At 61.4% G+C, this 25,744-nt stretch carries 27 protein-coding genes; 15 read left to right on the top strand and 12 right to left on the bottom strand.

Going from position 1 to position 25,744, the window contains the following annotated elements:
- The first annotated feature begins 7 nt into the window (after positions 1–7).
- Positions 8–844 (top strand): HAD family hydrolase, encoded by an 837-nt coding sequence (locus tag NKH52_RS09130; protein ID WP_352729664.1) that lies wholly within the window; start codon positions 8–10, stop codon positions 842–844.
- A gap of 353 nt (positions 845–1,197) precedes the next feature.
- On the opposite strand, the gene fghA is transcribed toward NKH52_RS09130, so the two are convergent.
- The 6 genes from fghA to NKH52_RS09100 form a co-directional block, all read right to left on the bottom strand.
- On the bottom strand, positions 1,198–2,028 hold the full coding sequence (fghA, locus tag NKH52_RS09125) for an S-formylglutathione hydrolase (RefSeq protein ID WP_352729810.1): 831 nt from the start codon (positions 2,026–2,028) through the stop codon (positions 1,198–1,200).
- 99 nt (positions 2,029–2,127) lie between these two features.
- The gene (locus tag NKH52_RS09120) at positions 2,128–2,937 is read right to left on the bottom strand and encodes a formylmethanofuran dehydrogenase subunit C (RefSeq protein WP_352729662.1); all 810 of its coding nucleotides are present in this window, start codon (positions 2,935–2,937) and stop codon (positions 2,128–2,130) included.
- Positions 2,934–3,842 carry a formylmethanofuran--tetrahydromethanopterin N-formyltransferase gene (gene fhcD, locus NKH52_RS09115; RefSeq protein WP_352729660.1) on the bottom strand — a complete coding sequence of 303 codons (909 nt, stop codon included), beginning with the start codon at positions 3,840–3,842 and terminating at the stop codon, positions 2,934–2,936. Before fhcD ends, NKH52_RS09120 begins: the two co-directional genes overlap by 4 nt.
- Positions 3,830–5,461: a formylmethanofuran dehydrogenase subunit A gene (locus tag NKH52_RS09110; protein ID WP_352729658.1), complete on the bottom strand. Its 1,632-nt coding sequence runs from the start codon at positions 5,459–5,461 to the stop codon at positions 3,830–3,832. The genes fhcD and NKH52_RS09110 overlap by 13 nt, the downstream gene beginning before the upstream one ends.
- Complete coding sequence (locus NKH52_RS09105; RefSeq protein WP_352729656.1) at positions 5,455–6,543, bottom strand: tungsten formylmethanofuran dehydrogenase; 1,089 nt, start codon at positions 6,541–6,543, stop codon at positions 5,455–5,457. The genes NKH52_RS09110 and NKH52_RS09105 overlap by 7 nt, the downstream gene beginning before the upstream one ends.
- Positions 6,544–6,660: 117 nt before the next feature.
- Positions 6,661–7,041, bottom strand: a complete 381-nt coding sequence (locus NKH52_RS09100; RefSeq protein ID WP_013532029.1) for a 4a-hydroxytetrahydrobiopterin dehydratase — start codon at positions 7,039–7,041, stop codon at positions 6,661–6,663.
- Positions 7,042–7,196: 155 nt separating this feature from the next.
- On the opposite strand from NKH52_RS09100, the gene NKH52_RS09095 reads away from it, so the two are divergent.
- From NKH52_RS09095 to fae, 7 genes are all read left to right on the top strand, one after another.
- On the top strand, positions 7,197–8,168 hold the full coding sequence (locus NKH52_RS09095; protein WP_352729654.1) for a beta-ribofuranosylaminobenzene 5'-phosphate synthase family protein: 972 nt from the start codon (positions 7,197–7,199) through the stop codon (positions 8,166–8,168).
- A gap of 29 nt (positions 8,169–8,197) precedes the next feature.
- Positions 8,198–9,091: an NAD(P)-dependent methylenetetrahydromethanopterin dehydrogenase gene (locus NKH52_RS09090; protein WP_352729652.1), complete on the top strand. Its 894-nt coding sequence runs from the start codon at positions 8,198–8,200 to the stop codon at positions 9,089–9,091.
- A gap of 13 nt (positions 9,092–9,104) precedes the next feature.
- Positions 9,105–10,199, top strand: a complete 1,095-nt coding sequence (locus NKH52_RS09085) for an ATP-grasp domain-containing protein (RefSeq protein ID WP_352729651.1) — start codon at positions 9,105–9,107, stop codon at positions 10,197–10,199.
- Positions 10,196–11,152, top strand: coding sequence for a methenyltetrahydromethanopterin cyclohydrolase (gene mch / locus NKH52_RS09080; protein WP_352729649.1), 957 nt, complete (start codon positions 10,196–10,198; stop codon positions 11,150–11,152). The genes NKH52_RS09085 and mch overlap by 4 nt, the downstream gene beginning before the upstream one ends.
- A gap of 134 nt (positions 11,153–11,286) precedes the next feature.
- Positions 11,287–12,234, top strand: a complete 948-nt coding sequence (locus NKH52_RS09075) for an ATP-grasp domain-containing protein (RefSeq protein WP_352729648.1) — start codon at positions 11,287–11,289, stop codon at positions 12,232–12,234.
- Positions 12,235–12,245: 11 nt separating this feature from the next.
- The gene (locus NKH52_RS09070; RefSeq protein WP_352729646.1) at positions 12,246–13,106 is read left to right on the top strand and encodes a triphosphoribosyl-dephospho-CoA synthase; all 861 of its coding nucleotides are present in this window, start codon (positions 12,246–12,248) and stop codon (positions 13,104–13,106) included.
- Positions 13,107–13,255: 149 nt separating this feature from the next.
- The gene (gene fae / locus NKH52_RS09065; protein WP_013532036.1) at positions 13,256–13,762 is read left to right on the top strand and encodes a formaldehyde-activating enzyme; all 507 of its coding nucleotides are present in this window, start codon (positions 13,256–13,258) and stop codon (positions 13,760–13,762) included.
- A gap of 137 nt (positions 13,763–13,899) precedes the next feature.
- Here fae and NKH52_RS09060 read toward each other — a convergent pair whose 3' ends face one another.
- Positions 13,900–14,610 (bottom strand): HisA/HisF-related TIM barrel protein, encoded by a 711-nt coding sequence (locus NKH52_RS09060; protein WP_352729644.1) that lies wholly within the window; start codon positions 14,608–14,610, stop codon positions 13,900–13,902.
- 33 nt (positions 14,611–14,643) lie between these two features.
- Between NKH52_RS09060 and NKH52_RS09055 the strand changes: the two genes are divergently transcribed.
- Positions 14,644–15,681, top strand: a complete 1,038-nt coding sequence (locus tag NKH52_RS09055) for a hydantoinase/oxoprolinase family protein (protein WP_352729642.1) — start codon at positions 14,644–14,646, stop codon at positions 15,679–15,681.
- A 19-nt stretch (positions 15,682–15,700) separates the two neighbouring features.
- Here NKH52_RS09055 and NKH52_RS09050 read toward each other — a convergent pair whose 3' ends face one another.
- The 4 genes from NKH52_RS09050 to NKH52_RS09035 are packed head-to-tail and all read right to left on the bottom strand — an operon-like array spanning position 15,701 to position 20,067.
- A complete protein-coding gene (locus NKH52_RS09050) occupies positions 15,701–16,291 on the bottom strand; it encodes a DUF447 domain-containing protein (RefSeq protein ID WP_352729640.1) in 591 nt (196 codons plus the stop codon).
- 4 nt (positions 16,292–16,295) lie between these two features.
- Positions 16,296–17,690: a DUF6513 domain-containing protein gene (locus NKH52_RS09045; RefSeq protein WP_352729638.1), complete on the bottom strand. Its 1,395-nt coding sequence runs from the start codon at positions 17,688–17,690 to the stop codon at positions 16,296–16,298.
- Positions 17,683–18,234 carry a flavoprotein gene (locus NKH52_RS09040; RefSeq protein WP_352729636.1) on the bottom strand — a complete coding sequence of 184 codons (552 nt, stop codon included), beginning with the start codon at positions 18,232–18,234 and terminating at the stop codon, positions 17,683–17,685. The genes NKH52_RS09045 and NKH52_RS09040 overlap by 8 nt, the downstream gene beginning before the upstream one ends.
- A gap of 3 nt (positions 18,235–18,237) precedes the next feature.
- Positions 18,238–20,067 (bottom strand): (5-formylfuran-3-yl)methyl phosphate synthase, encoded by a 1,830-nt coding sequence (locus NKH52_RS09035; protein WP_352729635.1) that lies wholly within the window; start codon positions 20,065–20,067, stop codon positions 18,238–18,240.
- A 250-nt stretch (positions 20,068–20,317) separates the two neighbouring features.
- Between NKH52_RS09035 and NKH52_RS09030 the strand changes: the two genes are divergently transcribed.
- From NKH52_RS09030 to NKH52_RS09005, 6 genes are all read left to right on the top strand, one after another.
- Entirely contained in the window at positions 20,318–21,547 is a 1,230-nt protein-coding gene (locus NKH52_RS09030) for a lanthanide ABC transporter ABC transporter substrate-binding protein PedA1 (protein WP_352729633.1), read from the top strand.
- A gap of 21 nt (positions 21,548–21,568) precedes the next feature.
- Positions 21,569–22,540 carry a YVTN family beta-propeller repeat protein gene (locus tag NKH52_RS09025; RefSeq protein ID WP_352729631.1) on the top strand — a complete coding sequence of 324 codons (972 nt, stop codon included), beginning with the start codon at positions 21,569–21,571 and terminating at the stop codon, positions 22,538–22,540.
- Between the two features lie 29 nt (positions 22,541–22,569).
- Positions 22,570–23,013, top strand: a complete 444-nt coding sequence (locus NKH52_RS09020; protein WP_352729629.1) for a hypothetical protein — start codon at positions 22,570–22,572, stop codon at positions 23,011–23,013.
- 56 nt (positions 23,014–23,069) lie between these two features.
- Positions 23,070–23,858: a lanthanide ABC transporter ATP-binding protein PedB/LutE gene (locus tag NKH52_RS09015; RefSeq protein WP_127293339.1), complete on the top strand. Its 789-nt coding sequence runs from the start codon at positions 23,070–23,072 to the stop codon at positions 23,856–23,858.
- Positions 23,859–23,893: 35 nt separating this feature from the next.
- Positions 23,894–24,730 (top strand): lanthanide ABC transporter permease protein PedC, encoded by an 837-nt coding sequence (locus tag NKH52_RS09010; protein ID WP_352729809.1) that lies wholly within the window; start codon positions 23,894–23,896, stop codon positions 24,728–24,730.
- A gap of 191 nt (positions 24,731–24,921) precedes the next feature.
- Positions 24,922–25,359: a hypothetical protein gene (locus NKH52_RS09005; RefSeq protein ID WP_352729627.1), complete on the top strand. Its 438-nt coding sequence runs from the start codon at positions 24,922–24,924 to the stop codon at positions 25,357–25,359.
- Positions 25,360–25,375: 16 nt separating this feature from the next.
- Here the strand turns inward: NKH52_RS09005 and NKH52_RS09000 are convergent, their stop codons facing one another.
- Positions 25,376–25,576, bottom strand: coding sequence for a hypothetical protein (locus tag NKH52_RS09000; protein WP_352552657.1), 201 nt, complete (start codon positions 25,574–25,576; stop codon positions 25,376–25,378).
- Positions 25,577–25,744 lie beyond the last annotated feature (168 nt).

Genomic DNA, 25,744 nt, shown 5'->3' with positions numbered 1-25,744 from the left:
TGAGAGATTGGTTCAAAAGCTAATTCCTCTGGCAATATGTTATGACTTTGATGGCACTCTCGCTCCTGGAAATATGCAGGAGCGAGATTTCATTCCAGCGATTGGAATGACCAAAAAGACATTTTGGAGTGAGGTCAAAGCTGACTGCATCAAGCATGACGCAGATGAAATTCTTATATACATGAAGCTGATGCTTGCAAAAGCATCTAGCAAAGAGGTCACAGTTCGCAAAATAGACTTTGAAAACTATGGAAAAGGGCTAGAACTGTTCGATGGCGTTGCCGAATGGTTTGACCGTATAGATAGCTACGGGAAAGACGGCGGCATCAAAGTTTCTCACCACGTTATCTCTTCTGGAATTCGAGAGATGATATCTGGCAGTAAGATATCTAAGCATTTCAAGAATATATACGCCTCTTCTTTTTGCTATGATCATCACGGAATCGCAGTCTGGCCTGCGCTAGCGCTAAATTACACGACAAAAACTCAATATCTTTTTCGAATTAACAAGGGAAGCCACAACGTTTACGACAATTCATTGATAAATGAATACGTTCCACCAGAGGATCGACCGGTTCCTTTTTCAAACATGATATACATTGGTGATGGACTTACTGACGTGCCGTGTTTCCGTCTAGTCAAAAATCTCGGCGGCACATCAGTTGCGGTATTTAGACCGCACACTAAGGGCGCCAAGACAAAATCACAGAAAATGCTGAGTGACGGGCGCGTTAATTTTATTGCTCCGGCAGACTACCAGGAATCTTCTCCCATAGATCGAGTTGTCAAGGCAACCATGGAGAAAATTGCCTCAGAGCAATATTACAGATCACTTTCAAGATAAACCTTACTGGGTTGCTCCGTCCCACCAAGTTGGGGTTTGATCTCGAAACTACCCCGGCGACAACACCAGTAGCGTCTGCTCGTCAAACAACGGCTCATCCTGGCCTATCCGCACGAACAGCAGTTTCCGCCCCTCACCCGCTAGCACCTCGAAAATACTGGATACCGTCAGGCATTTCGCCGCAGGGCGGCTCGGGGATCTCATTGAGGTCGGCTACTGCTTTCAGTTCTTTCGCGTGGGCGGCGTCGGGGCTGAATGTGTAGCGTTTGACGGCGGCAGGCGCGGCGCCCTCGGTGTAAGGCGTCGGAGTCGATAACTTGTTTGCATCTGGCCATGCCTTCGGCCTGCCCAGTTCAAAGTCTCTCGCCATGCCATCTCAGATGGTCGTCCATGAAGCTGGAGATGAAAAGATACGAGTGATCATATCCATCCTGCATCCGCAGCTTTAGCGGAATACCCGCTTTGGCGCAGGCCGCCTCAAGCAGCCAGGGCCTCAGCCCGTCGTCAAGAAATCCATCCGACGTTCCCTGATCCACCAAAAATTCGGGGAAACGGTATCCGTCCTCGATGAGCGACGTCGCGTCGCAGGTTCGCCACGAGGCCTCATCCTTGCCGAGATACTTCTCAAAAGCCGGTCTCGACCAGCCGGCGGTGCTTGGCTGGGCGATCGGGGCAAACGCCGAGCAGCTCTTGAAACGCTGCGGATTCTTCAAGGCAATCGTCAGCGCGCCATGCCCGCCCATCGAATGGCCGGAGATAGCCTGGCGCGCCATATCGGCTGGAAATTCAGCCGCGATGAGAGCTGGCAACTCCTCGGTGACATAGGAATACATACGATAGTTCTTCGCATAAGGCTCTTGCGTCGCATCGAGATAGAAGCCAGCGCCGGAGCCGAACTGCCAGTTGTCTTTTTCATCCGGAATGTCGGCCCCGCGCGGGCTGGTGTCGGGACAGACGACGATCAGGCCAAGCTCGGCGGCCATGCGCCTGTACTCGCCCTTGTCCATTACATTGGCGTGGGTGCACGTCAGGCCTGAGAGATACCACACAACGGGACAAGGCGCCTCCCGCGCCTGCGGAGGTATGAAAACGGCAAAAGTCATGTCGCAACGGCAACTCGTCGACAAATGGGAATAGACGCCCTGCACGCCGCCATGGGCTTTCGTTTGAGAGATGATTTTCATGTGTTCTCCACGTTGCGGGTCGGATGACGGTCGCCACCTACTGCCATCCAGCGGCAGCACTTGCGTCCTGCCATCCTATGGCTCTTGTGTCGACGGATCTCAGCGCGGAAAAAGAACCTCGCCCATGCCGAGCACTGCGTTATCCCCGCCATATTTGCGCGGTGCGCTCCCCAGAAGCGGCCGTTTCAAAATGCCCTCGGCGATCAGATGACGATCGATGATGGCGGCGAAAACGCTCTCGGGCGCGCCGCATTCGACGAAGCTCGGCGACATGCGTGCCGGCGCGCGATCGAGAAGGATCGAACCGCGACGCATCAGATAGCCGGGCATCTCGCCGGTGCCACCGGCCACCACCAGCGTGCCGGCGATCATGCGGCTGCCGGCAAGGTCGCCGGAGCCTTTCAGCACTGCGATCAGGCCGCGCCGCATGCGGTCCGCCGCGAAGGCGCCCGCCTTACCCCTGACGATCAACACACCGCCGTTCATGCCGGCCAGTTCCCCCACGAGCGGCGCACCGAGGTGGTCGCCGGCATTGCCCGTTATTTCAAGCCTGCCGCCGCGCATGCCGGAGCCGGCGTATGGACCCGAATTGCCTTCGATCGTCAGCTTGCCATCGCGCATGGCGCGCCCGGCCTGGGCGCCGGCACTGCCAACGAGGTGAACCGACCCACCCCGCATGCCTTGCGCCACAAGGTCAAGGCGCGCGCTTCCACCTTCAAACACGATGCTTGTCGGATCGCTGCCGGCGACGCGAAAAATGTCGCCCACCTTCGATCCGTGCTTCGACATGCCGATCTGGATTCTTTCGACGTCGCGCCTTTCGATCCCGGCCAGCCGCTCCGGCGTCAGCGGCGACAGGTCAAGGCGCTCCGGCGGCTCGGCAACCAGGGTGAAGGTCAGCGCCTTCATGGCAGCATATCCTTCAGCGAGTAGATGAATTTTCCGAGCTTGCCGCCGTAATTACCGGCGCTGATGCGAACCGCGCCTCTTTTCGGTCCGAGCTGTATGACAGCCTTGATGCCGGCCTTCATCGCGGCGGCAACTGCATCATTGGTTTCACCATCGATGACGATTTCCAGGACGGCGTTGATGTCGGGACCGAGTTCACTCGCGACGACGCCGCGCAGCGTCGGCGCGTAGGCTTCGTTGGCCGAGGCGATCATGCCTTTGTATTTGCCACCTATCTTGGAACCCGAACGGGCAATGCCGCCCGGAAACGGCACGATGGCGCCAGGCACCATGCCGATCGCAGCGACCGCGGCCTCGGCAGCGGCCAAAGCGTTGGCGCTGCTTTGCGCCATGACAAAGAAATTGCCGCCACCGACAGCTTCCTTCGTCAGTCCGGTCGTTGCTTCGCACAGGAACTCGCCATCCATGACGGGAATACGCCAGAAATGCCTGTCGCCGATCTTCTTGGAGATTTGCCAGCCGTCCCCGAAATAACGCAGCGCCGAACCGAGCTTGAGCTCGGCGCTGCCCTGCAGCCCGGCAAAGCAGGCGGAACCCGGCGAGGTCAAAACGCACTGGCCGACACGATTGAGCAGTTGCTTCTGCAATTCGTCCGTTCCCATCGCGAAGATCATGACGCGGCAGCCCGGCCGGCCATCCGGTGTGGCCGATGGCGGCAGGTCGAGATCGATTGCCGCTTCGCAGCCGCAACCGATCACCGAGGTGGCGAAGCCGGACATCGTGATCGCCGCCTGGCGAGCCCATTTCCGGCTCGGCGCGGTGATGACGATGGCGGTTGCGCGCATGCCGAAGGCTTCGGCGAAGGTATCGTCGATCGTCACCCCATTGACGCTCATGTTCGGCATGGCACCTCGCCGAATGGCTGTTCGCGCGCAATCGCGGAATCCGGAAAATTGAACCAGTCCAGCGACAGGCCGTAGCGCTGCTGGTGATAGTCCTCGAGCCGTCGCACCATTGCCTTGTCGACAGGTGGCTTGAGCCTCAATGCCTTGCCCCAGCGGTAATGGATGATTTCCCCGTCTTGCACGACCAGATCGCCATCCTTGAAAACATACGCCGCCTGTCCGAGCATTTTCGCGATACTGCGGTCCCTGCGATAGACAGCGATGTCTGCTGTTGCACCGGCGCCGAGATGGCCTCGATCCGTCAAGCCGAGCAGCTTGGCCGGCGCCGCGCGCGTCATGATGGCGATTTCCTCGAACGTGTATTCGCGGTCGATTGCGGCCAGGGTAGAGAGCGCCAGGGCGGATGATGAAAGTCCGGCGGTCATTTCGGTGCGCGCTTCCCGGCTCATCAGCAGTTCGAACAGCGCCGGATAAGCGGTAAAAGGTGCACCGTTGGGGTGATCGGTGGTGAAGAACACACGCCAGGGATCGTCGATCAGGAGAAAAAGCTCGAGCCCGATCGCCCACTGCATCGTGCCGTAGAAGTCCTTGCCATAGCTGTAGGGCACGATGCCGCCGCCATTGCCGTCACCATCATGAATGACGGTCTTTTTCGGGTGCGCGCTGCCACGCGCCGAAAACTGCCGCATGACGTCGGAGGAGACCGTGACCGTCTGGCCGAACATGACCTGGCCGATATCGATGGTGACTTCCGGCGTCGCGTTGACCAGTTCGGCAAGCCGTGCGGCGGCGGAAGAAAACCCGCGTTTTCCTTCCGTGCCATAGCCATAGAACTGGAGGTGGGCGAGATGCAGCGGCAGCCCATCCGCCGCTGCAATCGTCGCAGCCGCCGTTTCCGCCGATCCGGGGCTGCCCAGATTGTTGCAATGGACATGCAAAGGATGCGGCAGGCCAAGACTGTCGACGGCGGCCTGCAGCGTCTTGACGATCTTGCGCGAACTGACGCCATAGGAAGGTACGACATCGTCCAGCGAGAAAGTGCGGACGTTCTCCTTGAAGGCGGCCGCCGCACCGGCGTTGATCACCTTGACCCCAAGCGCTCGCGTCGAAGCGACCGTCCAGGCGACATAATCCTCGATCATCGTTCGGGGGGCGTCGTCGCGGATCATCGACAACAGGAAATCGTCATTGCCGAGAATGGCGAGGGTCGCTTTGTCGATGATCGGGATGTCAGCCAGTTCGAGATGCGTGTGAAGCGCCGCTCCCGGCGACATCGCCGGCTCGACGACCGTCGTAAAGCCCATCTTTGCGTAGAGGCAGCCGGTCTGGAACGTCGACCAGCCGGCATTGGAGAGCGGCGTCGTTGCTGGCCTCACCTGATGGGCGGCGTGCTGTTCGGGCAAGAGCAGCCGCGCGGTGTTCACATTGCCGCCGCCAATGTGGGAGTGGATGTCGATGGCGCCAGCCATCACGATGCAGCCGCTGGCTTCGATGGTCCGGTCGGCCGCCCCTCCCGCCGGCGCCGGAACGATCTTGTCGTCCTTGATCCAGAGGTCGCCCTTGCCGAGACGTCCGTTGACGGGATCGATGACGTCGCCGCCGGCGATTTTCGTCAGCATGGCAGTGGCTCGGCGAAAGCGTGGGTAGCGATCAGGCGGATGATCGTCGCGGCAGAGGGCAATTGCGAGGCCGCTTGCGCATCGATCGATCTGAGCGAGCCCGTGCGGCTGGAGTAGACAACCGCATCGTGATCGACCCCAGCCTCGCCGATGGCGATGGTGACCGCGGCGCCGGCAACCGGCTCTTGCGTTTTCGTCAACGCAATCAGCGCCATGCGTGCCCTTTTTTTCTGTGGTTGGGCCGTTGCGGCGGAGATCCGCAGGTGCAGGTCGGCTTCGCCGGCAGCGATCATGCGCGCCACATCGCAGCGCCAGGGATCGAATTCCGGGAAGCCGCGCGCAAAGCCGGTGCGCAGCGGAAAACCTGTCATCCAGGCCGAGGCGAGCGTGCTTCCCCAGCCGTTTTCGTTCGCCGGCAGATGAAGGCCGGATGCGCGCGATTTGCGATTGAGATCGGCGATCAGTCCTTGCAGCATCTCCAATGCCAAGCCTTCGGCGGCGTGGCCTGAAAACAGGAACACGGGAAAATGCGCGGCCGCCAGAGCTTTGGCGAAATCATTGAAATTCGACACCGGTTGCGATGTACGCTGCCCTTTGTACTGTGCTCTCAGTGCCGCCAGCGTGGCGGCGAGGCTGGCTTGGCCACAGGAAAGTTGCGTTGCCTCGCGCCCGCCGTTCAGCGGCGGCAGGGACATCCCGTCCGGGCCTACCACGAAGAACGCGCGCTGGTTCCCGGTCGAGAGGTCGGGAACCGTCCCAGCGAGTTCGCCAACAAGACCATGATGGATCCGCGGGAGCTCGCCCACGATCACCACGACATCGGCACGCCGGCGCGTCTCACCGGGGGCGACGGTCATTGCCCCCTTGTCCGTAAAAAGCGCGGTCTCTCGGGCAAGTGCCGCGCCATCGGCATGGTCGTATGCCGCGCCCGCCCGCTCGGCCAGCGCGATCGCCGCCCTGGTGCCGTCTATATCCGTATCAAAGCTGAAAACCGGGCACCGACTTGACGACAATAGCGACGCGGCATGCGCAGCCACGTGCTCAATCAGCGCTTCCCGGTTGCCGATCCAAGCAACCGCCATTCGCTAAACTACTTTCTGGTGCCGGCCCGATCCTAGACGAAACTGGATTGGCCGTGAACCCCACCTTGCAGCGGATCAGCGAATGTTTTCATACCCGTCAACAAATTCCGACCCTGCCTAGTCATATTTGACGTAAGCGAAGCGTTGATCGGTCAACGGAGTGCCTTCCAGCGCCCCGCCTTCCTTGGCCGGCTGCCACTGAACAACATCCTCGATCTTTTTCGCCAACTCGAAATCCTTGTCGGTAATGCCTTTCGCCGCGTGGTTCGTCAGGCGCACCTCGACCCAGGCATAGGAGGCGGTGATATCGGGATGGTGCCACGCCGCCTCGGCGAGATGGCCAACCGTGTTGATGACCATGAGCGTCGATTTCCAGCTGTGGGTCTTGTATTTGCGCCGGATCCAGCCGTTTTCGTAACGCCATTTCGGCAGCTCCTTCTCAAGCCGGTCAGCGATCTCGGCTTCCGAATAGACCTTTTCCTTGACTGTCTCGTTCATCTCGACCTCCGCGAATTGCTCGGTCTGTCTACGCGCCGGAGCCGGCAAACACGTCATGCATTCTCTTTAGCTTGCCCCATCGACGAAAACAGTTATCATGGTACCGGGCACCTAAACTTCCATGATGCATCCATGATGCACCCATCGGGGGGCAGATGTCGAATTCTGTTACCATACGAGTGCCCGCTCGCCTGCACCTTGGCTTCCTTGATCTCAATGGCGATGCCGGACGGCGGTTCGGCAGCGTCGGGCTTCCATTGAGCGAACCCGAAACCGTCGTCACCCTGTCGCGGTCCGGCGAGACCATCGTTGAAGGCTCCGAGAGCACCCGTGCCGGCGAGCATCTGTCGACGCTCTGCAAGCATCTCGGCATCCGCGGCCAGCACCATTTGGTGGTCGAGCAGTCGATACCCAGTCATGCGGGTCTGGGCTCCGGCACGCAGATCGCCCTTGCCGTCGCCTCGGCGTTGCGCACTCTCCATAATTTGCCTCTGGATATCGTCGGCGACGCGAGCCTGCTCGAGCGGGGCGGCCGATCCGGTATCGGCATCGCAAGTTTCGACGATGGCGGCGTCATAGTCGACGCCGGCAAGAACGACCGCGGCGGAACGCCTCCGGTCGTCGCGCGGCTGCCATTTCCGGAAGAGTGGCGCGTCATCCTCATCTTCGACCTCTCCGGGCATGGACTGCATGGCGCTGCCGAGGTCGCTGCGTTTCGCTCGCTGCCGCCATTCCCAACGGCAGGCAGCGGGGAGATCTGCCGGAGGGTACTGATGGGCATTATGCCGGCTTTGGTCGAGCGGGACCTTCCGGCATTCGGCGCCGCCGTCACCGCGATACAGATGCTGATCGGCAGCCATTTCGCCCCGGCGCAGGGGGGCGTGTTCACCTCGAAGCGGGTCGAGATAGTGGCCCACCGTCTCAATGACGCAGGCGCCGTCGGCATCGGCCAGAGTTCCTGGGGGCCGACAGGCTTTGCCTTCGCGCCATCGCATGACGCCGCACTCAAGTTCGTCGACGCGGTTCGGAAGACGAAAGTTGGAGACGGCCTTGAGATCAAGATCGTCAAGGGCAGGAACTCCGGCGCGAAGATCAGCTCAACCAGGCTGAATCTCGTCGGCAGCTGACGCTCCCGTTTCAGGCAGAAAGGCAAGAAATGGCCCGCAAACACATCCTGCACATGCTGACACCGTTGAAGCAGATGAGCCCCTTCGACGTGAATATGGCGCTCGACGCAGGTTTCGACGCCGTCGTCCCCTATGTCGATGTAAGCCTCGCCGAAGTGACAGGCCTGGTCCAGGACGCGATCTTTTCGCGCCCGCCGGATGCGGGTGTCGATACCGGCATCTTCATCGCCGGGAAGGATGCCTCGTTGGCGCTCGACATGTTCGACGCCGCGAAGAAGGCGATGGTGCCGCCTTTCCAGGTTTCGGTATTTGCCGATCCGGCCGGCTCGTTCACCACGGCCGCGGCGATGGTGGCCAAGGTCGAAAAGGCGCTGGAGAAGAAATTCCAGCGTGGGCTCAGGGATACGAGGGTGGCTGTTTTCGGCGCCACCGGCGTCGTCGGCTTCTGCACCGCCGTCATCGCGGCAGAGGAAGGTGCACGGGTCACACTTGTCGGCCATGACGGCATCGAAAGGGTCAAGCAGATCGCGGCCGAGATCGAAAGCAGATTCAACATCATCGTCGATGCCGCTGACGGATCGAGCGACGCCCGCAAGACAAAGCTGGTCGAGGCAAACGAAATTATCCTGGCTTGCGCTAAAGCCGGCGTCCAGGTGGTCTCCAAAGCCCAATTGAAAGGCAATGACCTGCTTATTGCGGCCGACGTCAATGCTGTTCCCCCGGCCGGCATCGAAGGATTGGCCGTCAATGCCAATGGTGATCCACTCGAAACGGCAAAAGCTGTCGGCATTGGTCCGCTTGCCATTGGCAATGTCAAATATAAGGTCGAATTCGGTCTCTTCAAAAGAATGATCGAATCCGAAAAGACGATCACGCTCTATTTTCAGGAAGCGTTTTCCCTTGCACGCGAGATTGCCAAGTAACGCCGGATCTCTTTTGATCGCGGCAATTTCAGGCCGGGCGCTGGCCGCCGCCGCGCGTCGCGCCGGTTATCGTCCGCTGGTCGCCGATTTCTTTTGCGATACGGACACCGTCGCGCTCGCAGAACGCGCGACGATATTGCCGGGCGACCTGCAGGGGGGCGTCGATGGCGAGCGCATCATCGACACGCTTCGGCGATTGGCTGGCGACGACCTCCCGGTCGCCATTATCCTAGGCTCTGGGTTTGAGCGGATGCCTGAGACCGTGGACAAGATCGCGCGACACTTTCCGCTCGCAGGCAATGGCGGCGGCGCGATCCGCAGGATCAAGGATCCGCAGTTGCTGGCTGATGATTGCGCCGAACTCGGCATCCCGCATCCGCAATTGCGATGGGACCAGCCGCCTGATCCGGAGAACTGGGTGGTCAAGACCGCGGGCGGCGCCGGCGGCGGGCACGTCAGACGAGCAGCCGGAGAAAGCCCGACCGCCGGCCGCTATTTCCAGCGCTTCGTTGCCGGACGCAGCATCTCGGCCCTGTTCGTCGGCAACGGGCAAACCGCGCACATCGTGGGCTTCAGCCAACAGTGGACGTCCCCCTCCCCGACAGCGCCCTATCGCTACGGCGGCGCCGTGCGGTTGAGACGCTTCGATCGCAGACAGGCGGCGCTCATCGGCGGTTGGCTCTCAAGTCTGACGCGGCGCGCCGGCCTGGTTGGATTGTGCAGCGCCGATCTCATCCGCGGGCCGGATGGCTACAAGTTCATCGAGATCAATCCGAGGCCAGGCGCCACCCTCGACATTTTCGACGATGTCGAAGCGCCATTGATCGAAGCGCATCTGCGCGCCGCGACGGGTCAGGTCTTCCGCTTGCCGCGCTTCGTCGATTCGATGGCGTCGATGGTGACTTACGCCGCGACGCCAATCACTCACTTTCCGTCGATCGCCTGGCCTGAATGGACAGCGGACCAGCAGTCGGCTGGCACCCGTCTGATTGCCGGCGACCCTGTCTGCACGGTCTTCGCTCGCGGTCCGAGCGTCCAATCGACCAAGCGGCTCATCAAGGGACAAGCCAGTCAATTGCAACTCCAATGGGAAGGAGACCGGACATGAAAGACGGTTCGGCATTCCTGAATGACAATGCACAGCGCATCGTTGACGGCATGATCGGCGACGCCGAACGCCTGCGTATCGTCGTCTCCAGGGGACCATTGGGCGAGCGCCTGATCGATGCCGGCGCCAAAACCGTCGGCAGCGTCGAAGCCGGGCTGCGCATGGCTGAGGCCGCGATGGGCGGTCTCGGCAGCGTTTCGGTGTTCATGGATCGCGCGTCACAGCAATGGCCGTTCACCGTCGAAGCGCGCTCTTCGCAGCCGGTGCTAGCCTGCCTGGGCAGCCAATATGCGGGCTGGAATCTATCTGGCCAGGACTATTTCGCCATGGGATCTGGGCCGGCGCGGGCGCTCGCCCGGGTCGAACCGCTGTTCGAAACACTTTCCTATCGCGACATCGCATCGTCCGCGGTGCTTATCCTGGAGACGGCCGAACCGCCTCCCCGCGCGATCGTTGAGAAAGTGGGCAAGGCAACTGGACTGGCGACGGAAAAGCTCACCTTCCTCTATGCGCCGACACAAAGCCTTGCCGGCGGCGTGCAGATCGTTGCGCGCGCGCTCGAGGTTGCCCTGCACAAGATGAACGATCTCAAATTCCCGCTGGAGAACGTCGTCGATGGCATCGGAACGGCTCCGATCCCCGCCCCCCATCCGGATTTCCTGACCGCCATGGGCCGAACCAACGATGCCATCATTTATGGCGGCAGCGTCCAGCTCTTCGTGAAAGGATCGGCGAAAGAAGCTGGCAAACTCGCGGAAAAACTCCCAAGCAGCGCCTCACGGGACTATGGCCAACCCTTCGCCGAGATCTTCGCGCGGTTCAAGGGCGATTTCTATGCCATCGACCCGCTGCTGTTCAGCCCGGCCGAAGTGATCGTGACAGCGATCGAAACCGGCGATACGTTTCGCGCCGGTCGGCGTGATCTGAAGATGCTCGAACGAAGTCTCGGCTAGAGCATGGCGGTGCAAAGGGATTCGTCTGTCATTCGCCTGCCCGACGATTGCATTTCGTGCAGCCCCGTCGCGGACGCGGCAATGAGGGCGTGGAATCGCTCGCGCCGCCGACATTCCCGCACCCGAGAGGCCACATGATCCCTCGCATCCTGATCGTCAGCGACAAAGTGGACACTGGCTCGAACGGCCTGGCGGCAGGGCTTGGTCGGCGAGGCGCCGCCGTTGCAGCCGTGCCGCTGGCGGCGATCGCATTCGACACCAGCAGCCCGAGCGGGCTTTCGATCCCTGGCTTCGGCGGCACGCTGCCCGACGCCGTGCTCGTCCGTTCGATCGCCGCCGGATCGTTCGAAGCGATTACCCGGCGCCTCGGCGTGCTGCATGCGTTAAGCAGACTGTCGGTTCCCGTGTGGAATTCCGCGCAGGCGATCGAGCGCTGCGTCGACAAGTCGATGACGACATTCCTCCTGAAAAATGCCGGCCTGCCTACGCCACGCACCTTTGCCGTAGAACGACTTGCCGTCGCCGAGGAGATCGCGGCGCAAGAGCTTCCGCGGGGACCGCTGGTGCTGAAACCATTGTTCGGCGCGCAAGGCCGCGGGATAAAGCTGATCCGCACGCTCTCGGACCTGCCGGCTGCAGAAGAGGTGAACAGCGTCTACTACCTTCAGCAATATGTGTCGCGTGCCGGTCCGCCTTTCCGGGATTTTCGCGTCTTTGTCTGCGCCGGCGAGACCGTGGCGATGATGAGCCGCATCAGCGACGATTGGATCACGAACGTCAACAGGGGCGGCGTGCCGGAACAGGTTTCCGAACATGGCAAGGCGGAACTGGCCTCGCTGGCTGTCGCCGCGTCAGCTGCGGTCGGCGCGGATTTTGCCGGCGTGGACATCGTGCGGGCTGACGACGGCAATCTGTTCATACTCGAAGTGAACAGCATGCCCGCCTGGTCGGGATTGCAATCGGTGGTCGCCGTGAACATCGCCGAAGCAATCGCCGATGCCTTGCTGAAACTCCTGGCCGACCGCGCCGAAGCGGCCGCCGCGCCGCGGCCCTACCGTTTCGCCGCGCCTGCGAATTCGTGAGGGCCGCTAGGATGGCGCTATCGCGTGAACGCCTCCGGGCCAGCTACAAGGATGCCTGCAGGATGGAGATCGAAGCCCTCAAACCGGGCAACGTCCATCTGTTCGCCGACGGACACGGCATGTCGGCCGCCCAATTCATGATGAGTGCGGAGGTTTCCTCCGGGCCGCTGACCGATCCTCGTCTGCCGGTCGGACAGCGCATGCTGGAGGCGGTGCGCGCGACCCGACTGGCGGTCGCAACCAATACCAATCTCGGAATCATCCTTCTGACAGGGCCACTGATATGCGCCGCCGAAATGAGCGGTGACAGACTGCAGGACAATCTCGACTCGCTGCTTCGGGCTTTGAGCGTGCAGGATACCAAGGCGGTATTCGAGGCGATCGTCACGGCCGCGCCAGGCGGCCTCGGAGAAGCTGCCAACGATGTGCGGCAGGAGCCGAAGGTCCATTTGCTGGACGCGATGCGGGAGGCCGCCGACCGCGACATGATCGCCCGCCAGTACGGCAGCTGTTTCGGCGACGTGTTCGGGGTCGGGCTCGCCGCGCTGGATGGAGCGTTGGCACGTGGAGAAACCGGCATGTGGCCGACGGTATTCGTCTACATGGCGTTTCTCGCCGGCTTCCCCGATAGCCATGTGATGCGCAAGCACGGCGTTGACGTCGCAAATCAGGCGCGGCAGGAAGCCGTTGCCGTTCAGGCGGCGCTCCATACGGAGGGCGACGAACCGTCGCGCATTCGCCTGCTCATGGAGTTCGACCGCCGGTTAAAGACCGACAACATCAACCCCGGCACCTCGGCCGACCTCACCGTGGCTACTCTTTTAGTCCACACCCTCGCCCTCACCTTGCATAATCGCGGCGTTGGTGCTTGACTTCCAAAAGTGGAAGCTGTGCTTCCGCGGCTATCTAGCCAACCGGTCCGGGCAAATCCGGACGCTGCCAACAAGGATAGCTGTCCATCGAGCGCCTGCTCGGTTGCAGCGTCCGTGGACACCATAATTGTGTCTTGGAGGAAATTGGCATGGCAAAAATCTCAAAGGTTATGGTCGGTGAATCGCTGGTGGGAGACGGCAACGAAGTCGCGCATGTCGACCTGCTCATCGGCCCGCGGGGGAGCGCGGTCGAAACGGCATTCTGCAACGCGCTTACCAACAACAAGGACGGCTTTACTTCGCTTTTGGCGGTGATCGCGCCCAATCTTCAATGCAAGCCCAACACCGTGATGTTCAACAAGGTCACGATCAAGGGCGCCAAGCAGGCGGTCCAGATGTTCGGCCCGGCGCAGCACGCCGTGGCAAAGGCCGTGCAGGACAGCGTTGCGGACGGGACCATTCCGGCCAACGAAGCGGACGACGTGTTCATCTGCGTCGGGGTATTCATCCATTGGGACGCGGCGGACGACGCCAAGATCCAGAAATACAATTACGAGGCGACAAAGGAAGCTATCCAGCGCGCCGTTGCAGGAACGCCGACCGCCGCCGAAGCAACGGCCCAGCGCGACAAGGTCAAGCATCCGTTCGCAGCCTAGACAAGAGACAGCCCCGCACAGGAAAAACCCTCTTCTGAGACGGATGGTCTGTTGCGCCGGCTGAAAAAGGTTCTGGGCTTTTGAAACGTCAGTTCCCGAAGGGCGCTCGCCCTTCGGGAGCTGACGAGCGACGATTGTCAGGCGCCGAGTGAGGCGAGGCGGCCGGGCGTGAGCGTAGCGTTGTGCAATGAGGTTGCGACCAGCGCCGCTGCGACGCCCATTGCGGACAAGGCCCTGAGATCGTTCTCGTCGCGGACGCCGCCGGCCGCGATGACGGCGCGATTTCCGGCCTTGGCCTTGACCTCCTGCAACCGTCCTAAGTCGGGGCCGGCGGCCGCACCGACCTTGGCCAGCGTCATGACAATCACCTTTTGCGGCCAAAGCTCGGGCTCATCGAGAAGAGAACGCGGTCCGCAAAAACTATCGCCGACGAAATCAAGGGACAGGATGAGATCGGGATGATCGCGAAAACGCCGCAGCAACATGTCGTCCCGCTGCGATTCAGAGCCCAGAACAGGAGACAGCGAGCTTTCGGCAAGCGCCGCCAAAAGTGTCTTTTCGTCGGCCACACCGGCATCGACCCAAAGTTCCGGCGGCTCCGCCATCGTCCTCAGCCGGGCGAGTGCGTCGCTGTTTGGCACACCGCCTTCGATAGCGTCCAGATCTGCGATGTAGAAGGTCGAAAAAGGATAAAGCCCACGCAGTCCTTCAGCGACCGCCACGACATCAGGGCTTCGGCTGAGCGGCGTAACGATCGGCCTGTAGCGATCGCGTTTCCCCTGCTGGGCGCGAACCACCACGCCGTCTTTCAGGTCGAGAACCGGAATGATACGCAACGCTTTTTTCACCGACCAATTGCCCCCGTCATGAAAGCTTGAAGCGTGGAAAAAAGAAAGGGCATCATTGCCGGTTTCGACATTGGCGGCGCGCATCTGAAGGTGACCCGCGCACAAGACGGTCGCATCGTCGAGGCGGTAACGATTGCAACGCCGCTCTGGCAAGGGCTGCACAAGCTGGCTTCAGCCCTCGACGAAACGGCTCCGATCTACGCGGGTGCGGATCTCAACGCATTCACCATGACAGGCGAACTGTCGGACATCTTTCCGTCCCGCGATGTCGGCGTAGCGGCTCTGCTGGGTCAGATTTCCACCCATTTCCCCACAGACAAAAAGCTGGTCTATGCCGGACCATACGGTTTCGTCGGGGTCGAGCGGGCAGCGCAGTTAGCCGCCGATGTGGCTTCCGCCAATTGGCACGCGACAGCCTTGTTGGTGGCAAAACTCGCCGGCGATGCCCTGTTCGTCGACATGGGCTCCACCACCACCGATATCATTGCCATCAAGAACGGCGCCGTGGCCAATGACGGCTACACCGACGCCGGACGGCTTCTAACCGGCGAATTGGTCTATACCGGCTTCACCAGGACATTCCTGTTCGGCGTAGCCTCCTTGGCTCCCGTCCATGGCAGGCTAACGCCGCTGATGAACGAGTATTTCGCCTCGATCGCCGACGCTCACCGCATCCTGGGCGTGCTCGACGAGGACGACGACAGGCACCCTCCCGCCGACGGCAAGGAAAAGACCGTGGATGGCTCGATCGCGCGGCTGGCGCGCATGGTGGGGCGCGACGCCACTGATCTGACCTCGCCGGAATGGGGTGAAATCGCGCGCTGGTTCAGCGAGCAGCAACTGCGCAAGGTGCACGATGCAGCGTCGCTGGTTGCCGGAACCCTGCCTCGGGACGTCCCGATCGTCGGCGCCGGAAGCGGTCGCTGGCAGATCAAGCGACTGGCCCAACGCATGGAACGCAGTTACGTCGATTTCGCCGACATCATCCCCGCGGATGGCACCGTTCGCGGCCAAGCGAGCAGCGCGGCACCCGCGTCCGCAGTGGCGCTTTTGGCGGGATATTCGTCGTAAGCAGGATGCGGCGCTCGGCCTAAGCCCGCGCGTCCTCGCTACCGGAACTTTTGGCGGTCAAGTGATCGCTGACACGCTGCATCAGCCAGCCCCAGGCTTCCTTTTCACCGTCGCCTGCCGTCTTTTCGATGGCGATCGAAAGGTAGGCGATTTCCGCCTCGATCTTGTCGCGCGGCAGCATGCCGAGCCGGCTGACCAGGATGGCCAACTCAAGCACCGCCGCCTTGGCTCGGTTAAGGCCGGTGAACGGCGCAAGCGCTTCCTCCCGCACCACGCGGCAGAAATGGCGGGGGCGCACGCCATTGTCATCGACCGCTTGGACCTCGAGGCCCGAATACGCCAGCGCGGCCTCGAGCCTTGGCACCGGAAACCCGTCAACCGGAACGATTGGCCAATGCTTGCGGCCTGTCAGGCAGCCGGCAAAGACACGCACGTCGTCGGTATAATTGGCGATGGCGAACGGCACTTCGGCGAGATTGTCGAGCGTGACCGACGGCCGGAAGGGCGCAATCACCCAGCCGTCATTCTCGGCGATGATGCCGATCGGCGCGATGTGGACGTTGCCTGCCTTGTTGACCGTCGTGATGATCGATTCGCGAATGTAGGGCATGGTCCTAGCGCTCTTTCCTTGCGCGGAGCATCTTGCCCGGCTCGGCAAGACGGGTACGGTCGGGTTCGGGAGCCGGCGCGGCAACGCCCCATGCGAGCGGCTCGTCCTGCACATAACGCTTGCCGAGGCGCCACGCGATCTCGGCCTTCATCAGTTCGGCGCCGAGGTAAAAAGCGTGTGCGCCATCGGCGTTGACGTCCAGCCCGGCAAAAAGTTCGAACGCATCCGTGGCAACTGCATGCCCTTTGCTATTGAAAACATGGATGCCGTCCTCGGCTACCGCGATCCGGAAGTTGGCGTCGCGCACCTGGGCCGCCAATGCTTCGATATCGTCGGTTGAGGCTGTGAAAGGCTTGCGATCGTGGACCTGCAACAGGCCTGGGTGATAGCCGCGCGGCAAGGCGCCGTCCGTGCAAGCAGCCAACATGACGCGGCGGGCGATATCGTGCTCCTCGATCGTCCGCACCGTGTGTGGGCTGACATGCACCGCCAGCACGTTTCGGATCCGGAGTTCCGAGCAGAGTCCCGCTAGAACGGCCGTAACACCAGAACTGTCCGCGTCGGTCAATTCGGTGAGATTGCCCGTGCCCATCAGCAATTCGACGTCCGGCCAGCGGCGCCGCGCCTCGATGAAGCGCCCGAGTGAAACGGCGAAGCCGAAATGGATCGGGTCGAGCACGGGATCGGCTATGAAGGCGATACCGGCCTTTTGCGCGGCTTCGATGGCCCGGCCGAGCGAATCCAGATCGCCAGGCGTGGAAGGTATCAACACTGCCGTAGCCCTATGGTCGAAGATCAACGGCAGCGTGTTCTCGTCGAGGCTGAGAAGATAGTCCGCGCCGGCGCGTGCCCCGATCGTCAGTTCGTCCACGCTGGCCGAATCGACGCTGACCATAAATCCCTGTGCCTTGAGCGCTCGCACAGCCTCCGCCAGCAACGGAAACGGCGTCTCCGGCAGGCAGCCCAGATCGATGACATCGGCGCCGGCCGCAGCTAGCATCGAGGCCCTCGCCATCAGTGCCTCGACCGACAGCATCGGCGCATCGACGATCTCGGCGAAGATGCGCATATCGTGACGCGTCAGATCCGGCGGTTTGCCCGCCCGGCCAAGGAAGGCCGGAAGGTCGGCGATCTCGTCGGGGCCGCGCACAAAAGGCACGCCGAAATGCTCCGACAGGTGCTCGATGTTTCCCCGATAGCGTCCGGGCAGGATGACGCGGTCGACGTCTCCTGTCAGAGTGAGCCGACGCTTCACAATGTCCTCGCTCATCAGCGCGGCGACCTTGACGCCGACGTCGACGATTTCCCACGCGAATTCGGTTTTGCCCAGCCCGGCCAGCAGCCGTTCCAGCCGCGCCTTGGCCAGATGGCCGGTAAGAAAAACCAGCCGCTCAGCCATCGCTTGCGAGTTCGGCCTGTCGCCGTGTGAGCGAGGCTTCGAGATCAGCGAGCGACTCGACCACCTGGGTCCGCTCGAAACTCTTCAACTGCTCGGTATTTTCCAGATCGATCCTGCGCGGATAGACCTTGACCAGCCCGTGCGGTGCCTGGGTTTCGAGTTCCGGTGCGGTGTCGCAAGCAAAGACGATGGCTGGCACACGGCACTTTCCCGCTTGGGCAAAGACATTGGTGGCGAGCGTGTCGGAAATGCCATGCACGCATTTGGCGACCGTGTTGGACGTGGCCGGCGCCACCACGACCGTGTGATAGACGCCGTGGTAGAATTCGCCGACAGGAATCGCACTCGCGGTCTTGTCGTGCAGCACGCGCGTCGTCTCCGGGAAATCAAGTTTAAGCTTGTACATGCGCAGCACTTCGTTGGCGGCCTTCGACACGAAGACATCGCAATGTTCGAGTTGGCGAACAAGTGCGAAGCTCTCCGTAAAGAAATGCCCGGAACCCGTCATAACCCATGCCCAGCGCGGCACATGCAGCTTCACCATCGGCTATCCCGCCTTCTTTGCCGACGACCCTGTTGAAGCCACGATCCTGATGCCGGGCAGCTTGCCCAACGCGAGCATCGCGCCGGCCTCGGCAGCATCCTTAGGACCGGCGAGATGGAAATCGACGCCGTCGGGCAGCATGGCGGCAAAACCCGGGTCGACAATGCCTCGGGTCCTCAGGCTGTCAGCTGTATCGCTGTCGAAGAATGCACCGGTCTGCTTGATAAGCAACAGCGCGTCTGAGCCAAGCTTGCCGGCAAGCCAGGCGGCCAGAGAATCGGAGGTAATGTCCCACGAGGCCGGAACATCCAGCGCCGGCAGTGCCAGTGACGACGGCAGCCACACCGGAACCTTCCCCGCCTCCAACGCCCGCCCAATCTCGCCCAGCGACCGTGCCGGCGTCAGCCTTTCGTCCCGGTCGAGGATGACATGGCCGAACTGTTCCATGGCCAGGATCGCCATGGCATGTGCGGCGGTGTCGGAAAAATCCATGCGTGTCTGCGCCTCGCGCACATGATCGGCAAAGAGCCCGCCGCCGGGCACGATGACGATCGGCAGCCTGGAACCCGCCAGCGCTGCGATCCAGCTCTTCATCTCCGCCGCGTGGGCCGTGCTGCCGCCAAGCTTGACGATGGCCCGTCGGAGCATTTCGGGGCGTTCCTGGCGCGGCCGGAAGACAACGCTTCGGTCTTTTCGGCCAGCAGTGCCGGAGGCAGCGCCGCGTCCCGCCGATTGGCGCTTGCGTTCGATCTCGACCCCGACGCCGCCAGGTCCGAGCTCGAGCTTTTCCACCCTTACCGTGACGCGCACGACACGCTGGTTCTCCAGGACGTGCGCTGCCACCTGCTCGGCCAAAGCCTCGCTGAGCTGGATATGGCCCCGCGCGACGATGGTGCGAATGCCGTCCATGATGATGTCGTAGGAGAACACATGGCGCATGTCCTCGGGATGGTCGGTGATTTGCAGCACGTCGGCGGTCACATCAAAGCGCACTTTTTGAGTATGGCCATGCTCGAAGCTGTAGGCACCGATCTGGACCGGCAGTACAAAATCCCGCACAAAAATCCTGTCCGTGCCCAGTGTCGGATCGGTGTCCGGCGAATAGCCTCTCGCCGCCAACAGGCGATAGTCGATACTCGATTGACCGCCGGTCCCGGATTCCGCCGGGATCAATTCTCGAATCTGCGAGACCGCCTCGGCGCTGATCGAACTCGTGCGACCGGAATGGCCACACAGCGCCCCCCGAAAGCCGAGAAAATCCGGAGCGAAAGGCAATAGGCGCGGAATATCCGGAGCTTCCAGCGATCCACTCAGGCCGACCATCAGACCGAGCGATTTCGTGCGATCGACGAATCCCGGAATACGCTCCGGCGGCAGATGATCGAGCAGCCGGCCCTTCCCCTTTTGCGCGGTATCGACCATCACGCCATGGAAGCGATGCCTGGCGAATATCGGCAGAAGTTCGAAGTCCGGCGCCAGATCGGCAAACAGCACGGCAATCAGCTTCGTTCGTGCGGCGAGCGGTTCGAGCGCCTGTGCGCAGGCAGAGATATTTGCCGAAGGAAAAAATCCGATCTTCACATAGTCGACGCCGGTCGCCGCGATCTCTTCGGCCTTGATGCGGATCGTTTCGGGTTCCATCGGCAGGTCGCCGCAGACCGCGCTGACCGGAGCCCGACCAGCGATGAACGAAATGGTTCGGCGCATGGTTTCCGTGGACACCGCGCCCAGGGCTCCCGCCTTCGGGTTCTTCAGGTCGACGATGTCGACACCTCCAGAAAGAGCGATCTCCGCCTCTTCGATGCCGGTGACGCTTGCCAGCATTCTGGTCATTTGAACAGTTTCTCCAGTTTGGAGGACAAGACGTTTTTATAAAGGCGGTCGATGCCCCTGCGCCACGTCTCGTCGGTGTTGCCACGCGAATCGACGCTGGCGACTTTCCGCACCGTTCCGGCAGGCGCGAAAAGTCGTCCGATAGGGTTTGATAAATTTTGCGGGTCGGCTAAGTTGATCATGGGCACCTTGACTGGGCGCGGGTCCGGCAACCGTCGAACCTTTGCGCAAGTATGGGTAATTACTATCGATGACGAGCGCGGTGCCAGGCACTCTCGCTGCCTTTTTGTGCTTTTTTTCCCTGACCGTCAACGTTTCCGACGCGACAGGCCAGGAAACGGTGGCGAAGCCGGAAAAAAAGACAACTGAAATCAAGATAGGCTATTTGCGGGCCTACGCACCGCAATTGACGCTTTCCATGCTCGACCTGCCGCCACGTGACGAAGGTGTCGCCGGCGCCGAGGTGGCGATCGGCGACAACAATACGACGGGAAAGTTCACCAACCAGAAATTCAGCCTCGACGTGACCGAGATCAAGCCCGAAGGCGACGCGGTTCGAGCATTCGAGAACCTGATCGCCAAGGGCGACCGCTATGTGGTCGCCGATCTTTCAGCCAAACAATTGCTGTCGATCGCCGACATCGCCCGCGACAAAGGCGTGCTGATCTTCAACGTCGGCGCCGCCGACGACAGCCTTCGCGAGGAGGACTGCCGCATCAACGTTTTCCATATCGCGCCGACGCGCAGCATGCTGGCCGATGCGCTGGCGCAGTATCTCATGGTGAAGAAGTGGCCGAATTGGGTGCTGCTCTATGGATCGCATGAGCAGGATCATCTCTACGCCGACGCGTTGCGCCGTGCGGCAACCCGCTTCGGCGGCCAGATCGTCGCCGAGAAGGAATTCAAGGACACCGGCACAGCCAGGCGCACCGACACCGGCGCCACGCAGATACAGCAGCAGATTTCCGTATTTACGCAAGACCTGCCGGAGCATGACGTGGTGCTTGTCGCCGACGAAAGCGAGGTTTTCGGCACCTACGTGCCCTACCGCACCTGGACGCCGCGGCTGGTCGCCGGCACGGCCGGTCTGGTTGCATCGTCGTGGCATCCCGCCAGCGAACAATGGGGCGGCATCCAGATGCAGAGCCGCTTCCTGAAGACGACGGGACGGCGGATGCTCTCCAGGGACATGTCGGCGTGGACGGCGGTGCGGGCGGTCGGCGAAGCCACCACGCGCACCAAGGGCGACGATGCGAAAAAGATCAGCGACTATATCCGCTCGGACGATTTCTCGGTTGCTGCTTTCAAGGGGCAGAAGCTGACCTTCCGCAAATGGAACCTCCAGCTTCGCCAGCCGATCTTGCTTGGCGACACCAAGTCGGTCGTCTCGACATCGCCGCAAGAGGGCTATCTTCACCAGGTCTCCGAACTCGACACGCTCGGTGTCGATCAGCCGGAAACGAAATGCGCTCTCAAGTAGAGTCAATCGGGAGGAATTTGCGTGCAGAAACGAGCTTGCGCATTCGCCATTCTCGCGGCCGGCCTGACAGGCAGCCCGGCATCGGCCTATACGGCCTACGTTTCCAACGAGAAGGACAACACGATGACCGTCGTCGACACGGCGACGATGCAGGTGATGAAGACCGTCGAAGTCGGCCAGAGACCGCGCGGCATCACCATCTCGCATGACGGCAAGTTCGTCTACCTATGCGCCAGCGATGACGATACGGTCCAGATCATCGATACCGCGACGCTTGAAATCGTCGGTACGCTGCCATCCGGCCCCGATCCCGAATTGTTCGTGCTCTCGCCGGACGGCAAGACGCTTTATGTCGCCAATGAGGACGATAATCTCGTCACCGCCATCGACGTCGAAAGCAAGCAAGTCCTGGCCGAGATTCCGGTCGGCGTGGAACCGGAAGGCATGGGTGTCAGCCCCGATGGCAAGACCATGGTCAACACCTCGGAAACCACCAGCATGGCGCATTTCATCGACACCGGCACGCATGAGGTGACCGACAACGTGCTGGTCGACACGCGCCCGCGCTTCGCCGACTTTAAGCCCGACGGCACGCAGGTCTGGGTCAGCGCCGAGGTTGGCGGCACCGTCAGCGTCATCGACAACGCCAAACGCGAAGTGGTGAAGAAGATCCAGTTCGCGATTCAGGGACTGCGGGCCGAAACCATCCAGCCGGTAGGCATCGCCATCAGTGCCGATGGCAAGAAAGCCTATGTCGCGCTCGGCCCGGCGAACCATGTCGCGGTGATCAATACCGATACCTACAAGGTGGAGAAATACATCCTCGTCGGCCAGCGCGTCTGGCATCTGGCCTTCACGCCCGACCAGAAAACGCTGATCACCACTAATGGCAATTCCAACGATATCACCTTCATCGACACGGCCACCGACGAGCCGGTCCAATCGCTCACCGTGGGCCAGCAGCCCTGGGGTGTGGTCATTTCGCCCCAATAGCAGACATTGATCATCGGGAGGCTCAAGACATGAAACTTTGCCGCAGGTTTTTCTTCGCCGCACTCGCCGGACTTGTCCTTGCTCCGATCGGAGCAAACGCCGACGATGCAACGCCAAAACCGTCGCGTGCCAGCAAGAACCTGCCGGAATTGATTATCGGTTCGGCCGATTCCACTTACGCCGTCAATCAGAAGGATTTCGAGCTGATCGCCGGCCAGGGCTATCGCTGGAAGATCACCTCCAAAGGCGGTTTCGAATACAAGTTCGTGACCGACCTCTTCCGCAATGTCTGGATGGACCAGATCGTCATCAACGATTTGGAAGTGCATATGGACGGCGGACCAGCCTGGCTGGAATTCGACGACGCGGGAACGATCCAGGTGCAGTTCCATACCGTTCGCCCGGGCGAATATACCTGGTCGGTTCCCGACCTTGCCGACAAGGGACTGAAGGGCAAGATTACGATCAAGTGAGACAAAGGCGACCAGGGGCGCCAGATAGCCAACGCGTCCTGAAGGAGCGACCCGGCATGCAGCATATGAGGACAAACGGTCCGGGAGAAGAGGTGGCGGCGCTCGATGTCGGCGCCGTCAGCCATTCCTATGGCCAGAAGCGGGCGCTCAACGACGTCTCCTTTTCGATCGCGCCGGCGACTTTCACCGTTCTGCTCGGCCTCAACGGGGCCGGCAAGACAACGCTGTTCTCACTGATAAGCCACCTCTACGACACGCGTCACGGATCGATCCGCATCTTCGGCCATGACATTCGCCGCGCGTCCGGCGAAGCACTCAGACGGGTCGGCATCGTGTTCCAGGCACGCACGCTCGACCTCGACCTCAGCGTCTACCAGAATCTCTCCTACCACGCCTCGCTGCATGGCATTGGCGGACGCGAAGCTCGCCAGCGCATTGCCGCGCTGCTTGAAACGGTCGACATGCAGGGCCGCCAGCACGACAAGGCACGCAGCCTATCCGGCGGTCAGATGCGGCGCATCGAAATCGCCAGGGCGCTGCTTCACCGACCTTCCCTGCTCCTGCTTGACGAGGCGACCGTCGGCCTCGACATCGAGTCTCGCGCGGGCATCCTCGACACCATCCGCAAGCTCGTCCAGGCAGAGGGCATCGGCGTGCTCTGGGCCACGCATCTGATCGACGAAGTCGAAGACACCGACCATGTCGTCATACTGCGGCGGGGTGACCTGGTCGCGAGCGGCAAGGTGTCGGATGTGATCCGCGCGAACGGCGGAAATTCGATTCGTGAAGCCTTTTCGAAGCTCAGCCGCGTCGATGCGGCGGGCCTGGCGGAGACGTCACCATGAGCGCTCCTGCGATGCCCGGAAAGGTCGTCGGCATCATGCCAGTGCGGTCTGAGCCATTCGGCCTGCGCCACTATCTCATTTGCCTGAAAGGTGTCGTCCTGCGCGAGTGCCTGCGCTTCCTGCACCAGCGCGAACGCTTCATTTCCTCGCTGGTCCGGCCACTCGTCTGGCTGTTTATCTTCGCCGCCGGCTTTCGCCAGGTGCTCGGCGTGTCGATCATCCCACCCTACAAGACCTATGTGCTCTACGAGGTCTATATCACGCCGGGCCTTTGCGGCATGATCCTGCTGTTTTCCGGCATGCAATCTTCGCTGTCGATGGTCTACGACCGCGAGATGGGCAATATGCGCATCCTGCTGGTCAGCCCGTTTCCGCGCTGGTTCCTGCTGGTGTCGAAGATGCTGGCCGGCGTGGCCGTATCGATCGTGCAGGTCTACGCGTTCCTGATCGTTGCCTGGTTGTGGGGCGTCAAGGCGCCGCCACTCGGCTACCTCTATGTGCTGCCGGCACTGTTCCTGTCGGGCATGATGCTCTGCGCGCTCGGCATGCTCTTGTCTTCGCTGATCAAGCAGCTCGAAAACTTCGCCGGCATCATGAACTTCGTCATCTTTCCCGGCTATTTCGCGTCTCCGGCGCTGTATCCCTTGTGGCGCATCCAGGAGGCGAGCCCGCTGCTCTACAAGATCTGCCTCTGCAACCCGTTCACCTATGCCGTCGAACTGATCCGCTTTGCCTTCTACGGGCAGATCGAATTGCTGTCGCTGGGCGTCGTCGCCGGCTGCACGCTGCTGTTTCTGGGCGGCGCCATCATCGCATACGACCCTTCGCGCGGTTTGGTGATCCGCAAGCAGGACATGGGAGGAAACGCCTGATGGCGCGAATGAGACTTATTCACACTCTCGTCGTGGTCGCCACGCTTGCCTCGATGGGAGGCGCCGGCGCGGCAAACACCGATCCCGACTGGCCTTGCATGCAGCGTAAGGTGCCACAGCTCTCGCTTGGCCAGATCTGGAATGGGCCGGAGCTTCCCGCGACCGCGAAGGATTGGGCGAAGGATGCCCGTGTGTCGGCGCTTGTCGAGGCGGTGGCGGCCCGGCGGACGCCGATTGCCGAAGCCCAGAAAGAGATCAAGGATTTCGCGACTTCCCTGCCGCCCGAGCAGGTTGCGCCAAAAATGGCGATGCTGGTGCAGGGACTGTTCGACCATATGGACGCCGAGCGTTCGCACGTGATCTCCGGCATCTCCCGCTATGCCCACAAACAGCTCGAAATGGCGGCGCAGTTGCGCAAGGAAGCATCCGAAGTCGACGCGCTGCGCGCCAAGGCCGATGCGGATCCGGACGAAGTCGAACGGCGAACCGACCAGCTGAATTTCGCGACGCGAATTTTCACCGAACGGGTCCAGTCGCTGACTTATGTCTGCGATGTGCCCACGATAATCGAGCAGCGGCTTTACCAGTTGTCGAAGACCGTCGCAGAAACGCTCCTCGTGAAAAAATAGATCTTGGCCGCCTGCCTCATGACCCCCTGCCAGGCAGCACACGCCAGCGCTGCACGAAATAACCGGGATGCGTCTCGATCCACCGAGCCACCAGCGGCTGCGCCTGCATGAAGGCGGTCCCGGGGTTCATCGCCATACCGTCCACCATTTGTTCGCGTTGTTCGCAGGTCCGCGGTACATCCGTCAGGCAGACCATCATAACGAGTGTGTAAAGCATTACCCCTTTTCCCCATCGAATTCCCGAACCCTACCCGGGAGGTTTCTGCAGGGGTTGCACATACGGATCGCTTACGGGTGTGAAAGGACGTGGCCCCCGCTCTTTCGCACCGCAACATAACATATTGCTTATATAACACCAACGATCGCGAGCGTTCTCCACCGGGCT

It is taken from the genome of Mesorhizobium sp. M1066 (assembly GCF_040318635.1).
GTDB lineage: Bacteria > Pseudomonadota > Alphaproteobacteria > Rhizobiales > Rhizobiaceae > Mesorhizobium.
The sequence above is the reverse complement of the archived record's forward strand: the minus strand, read 5'-3'. Positions and strand labels throughout refer to the sequence as shown.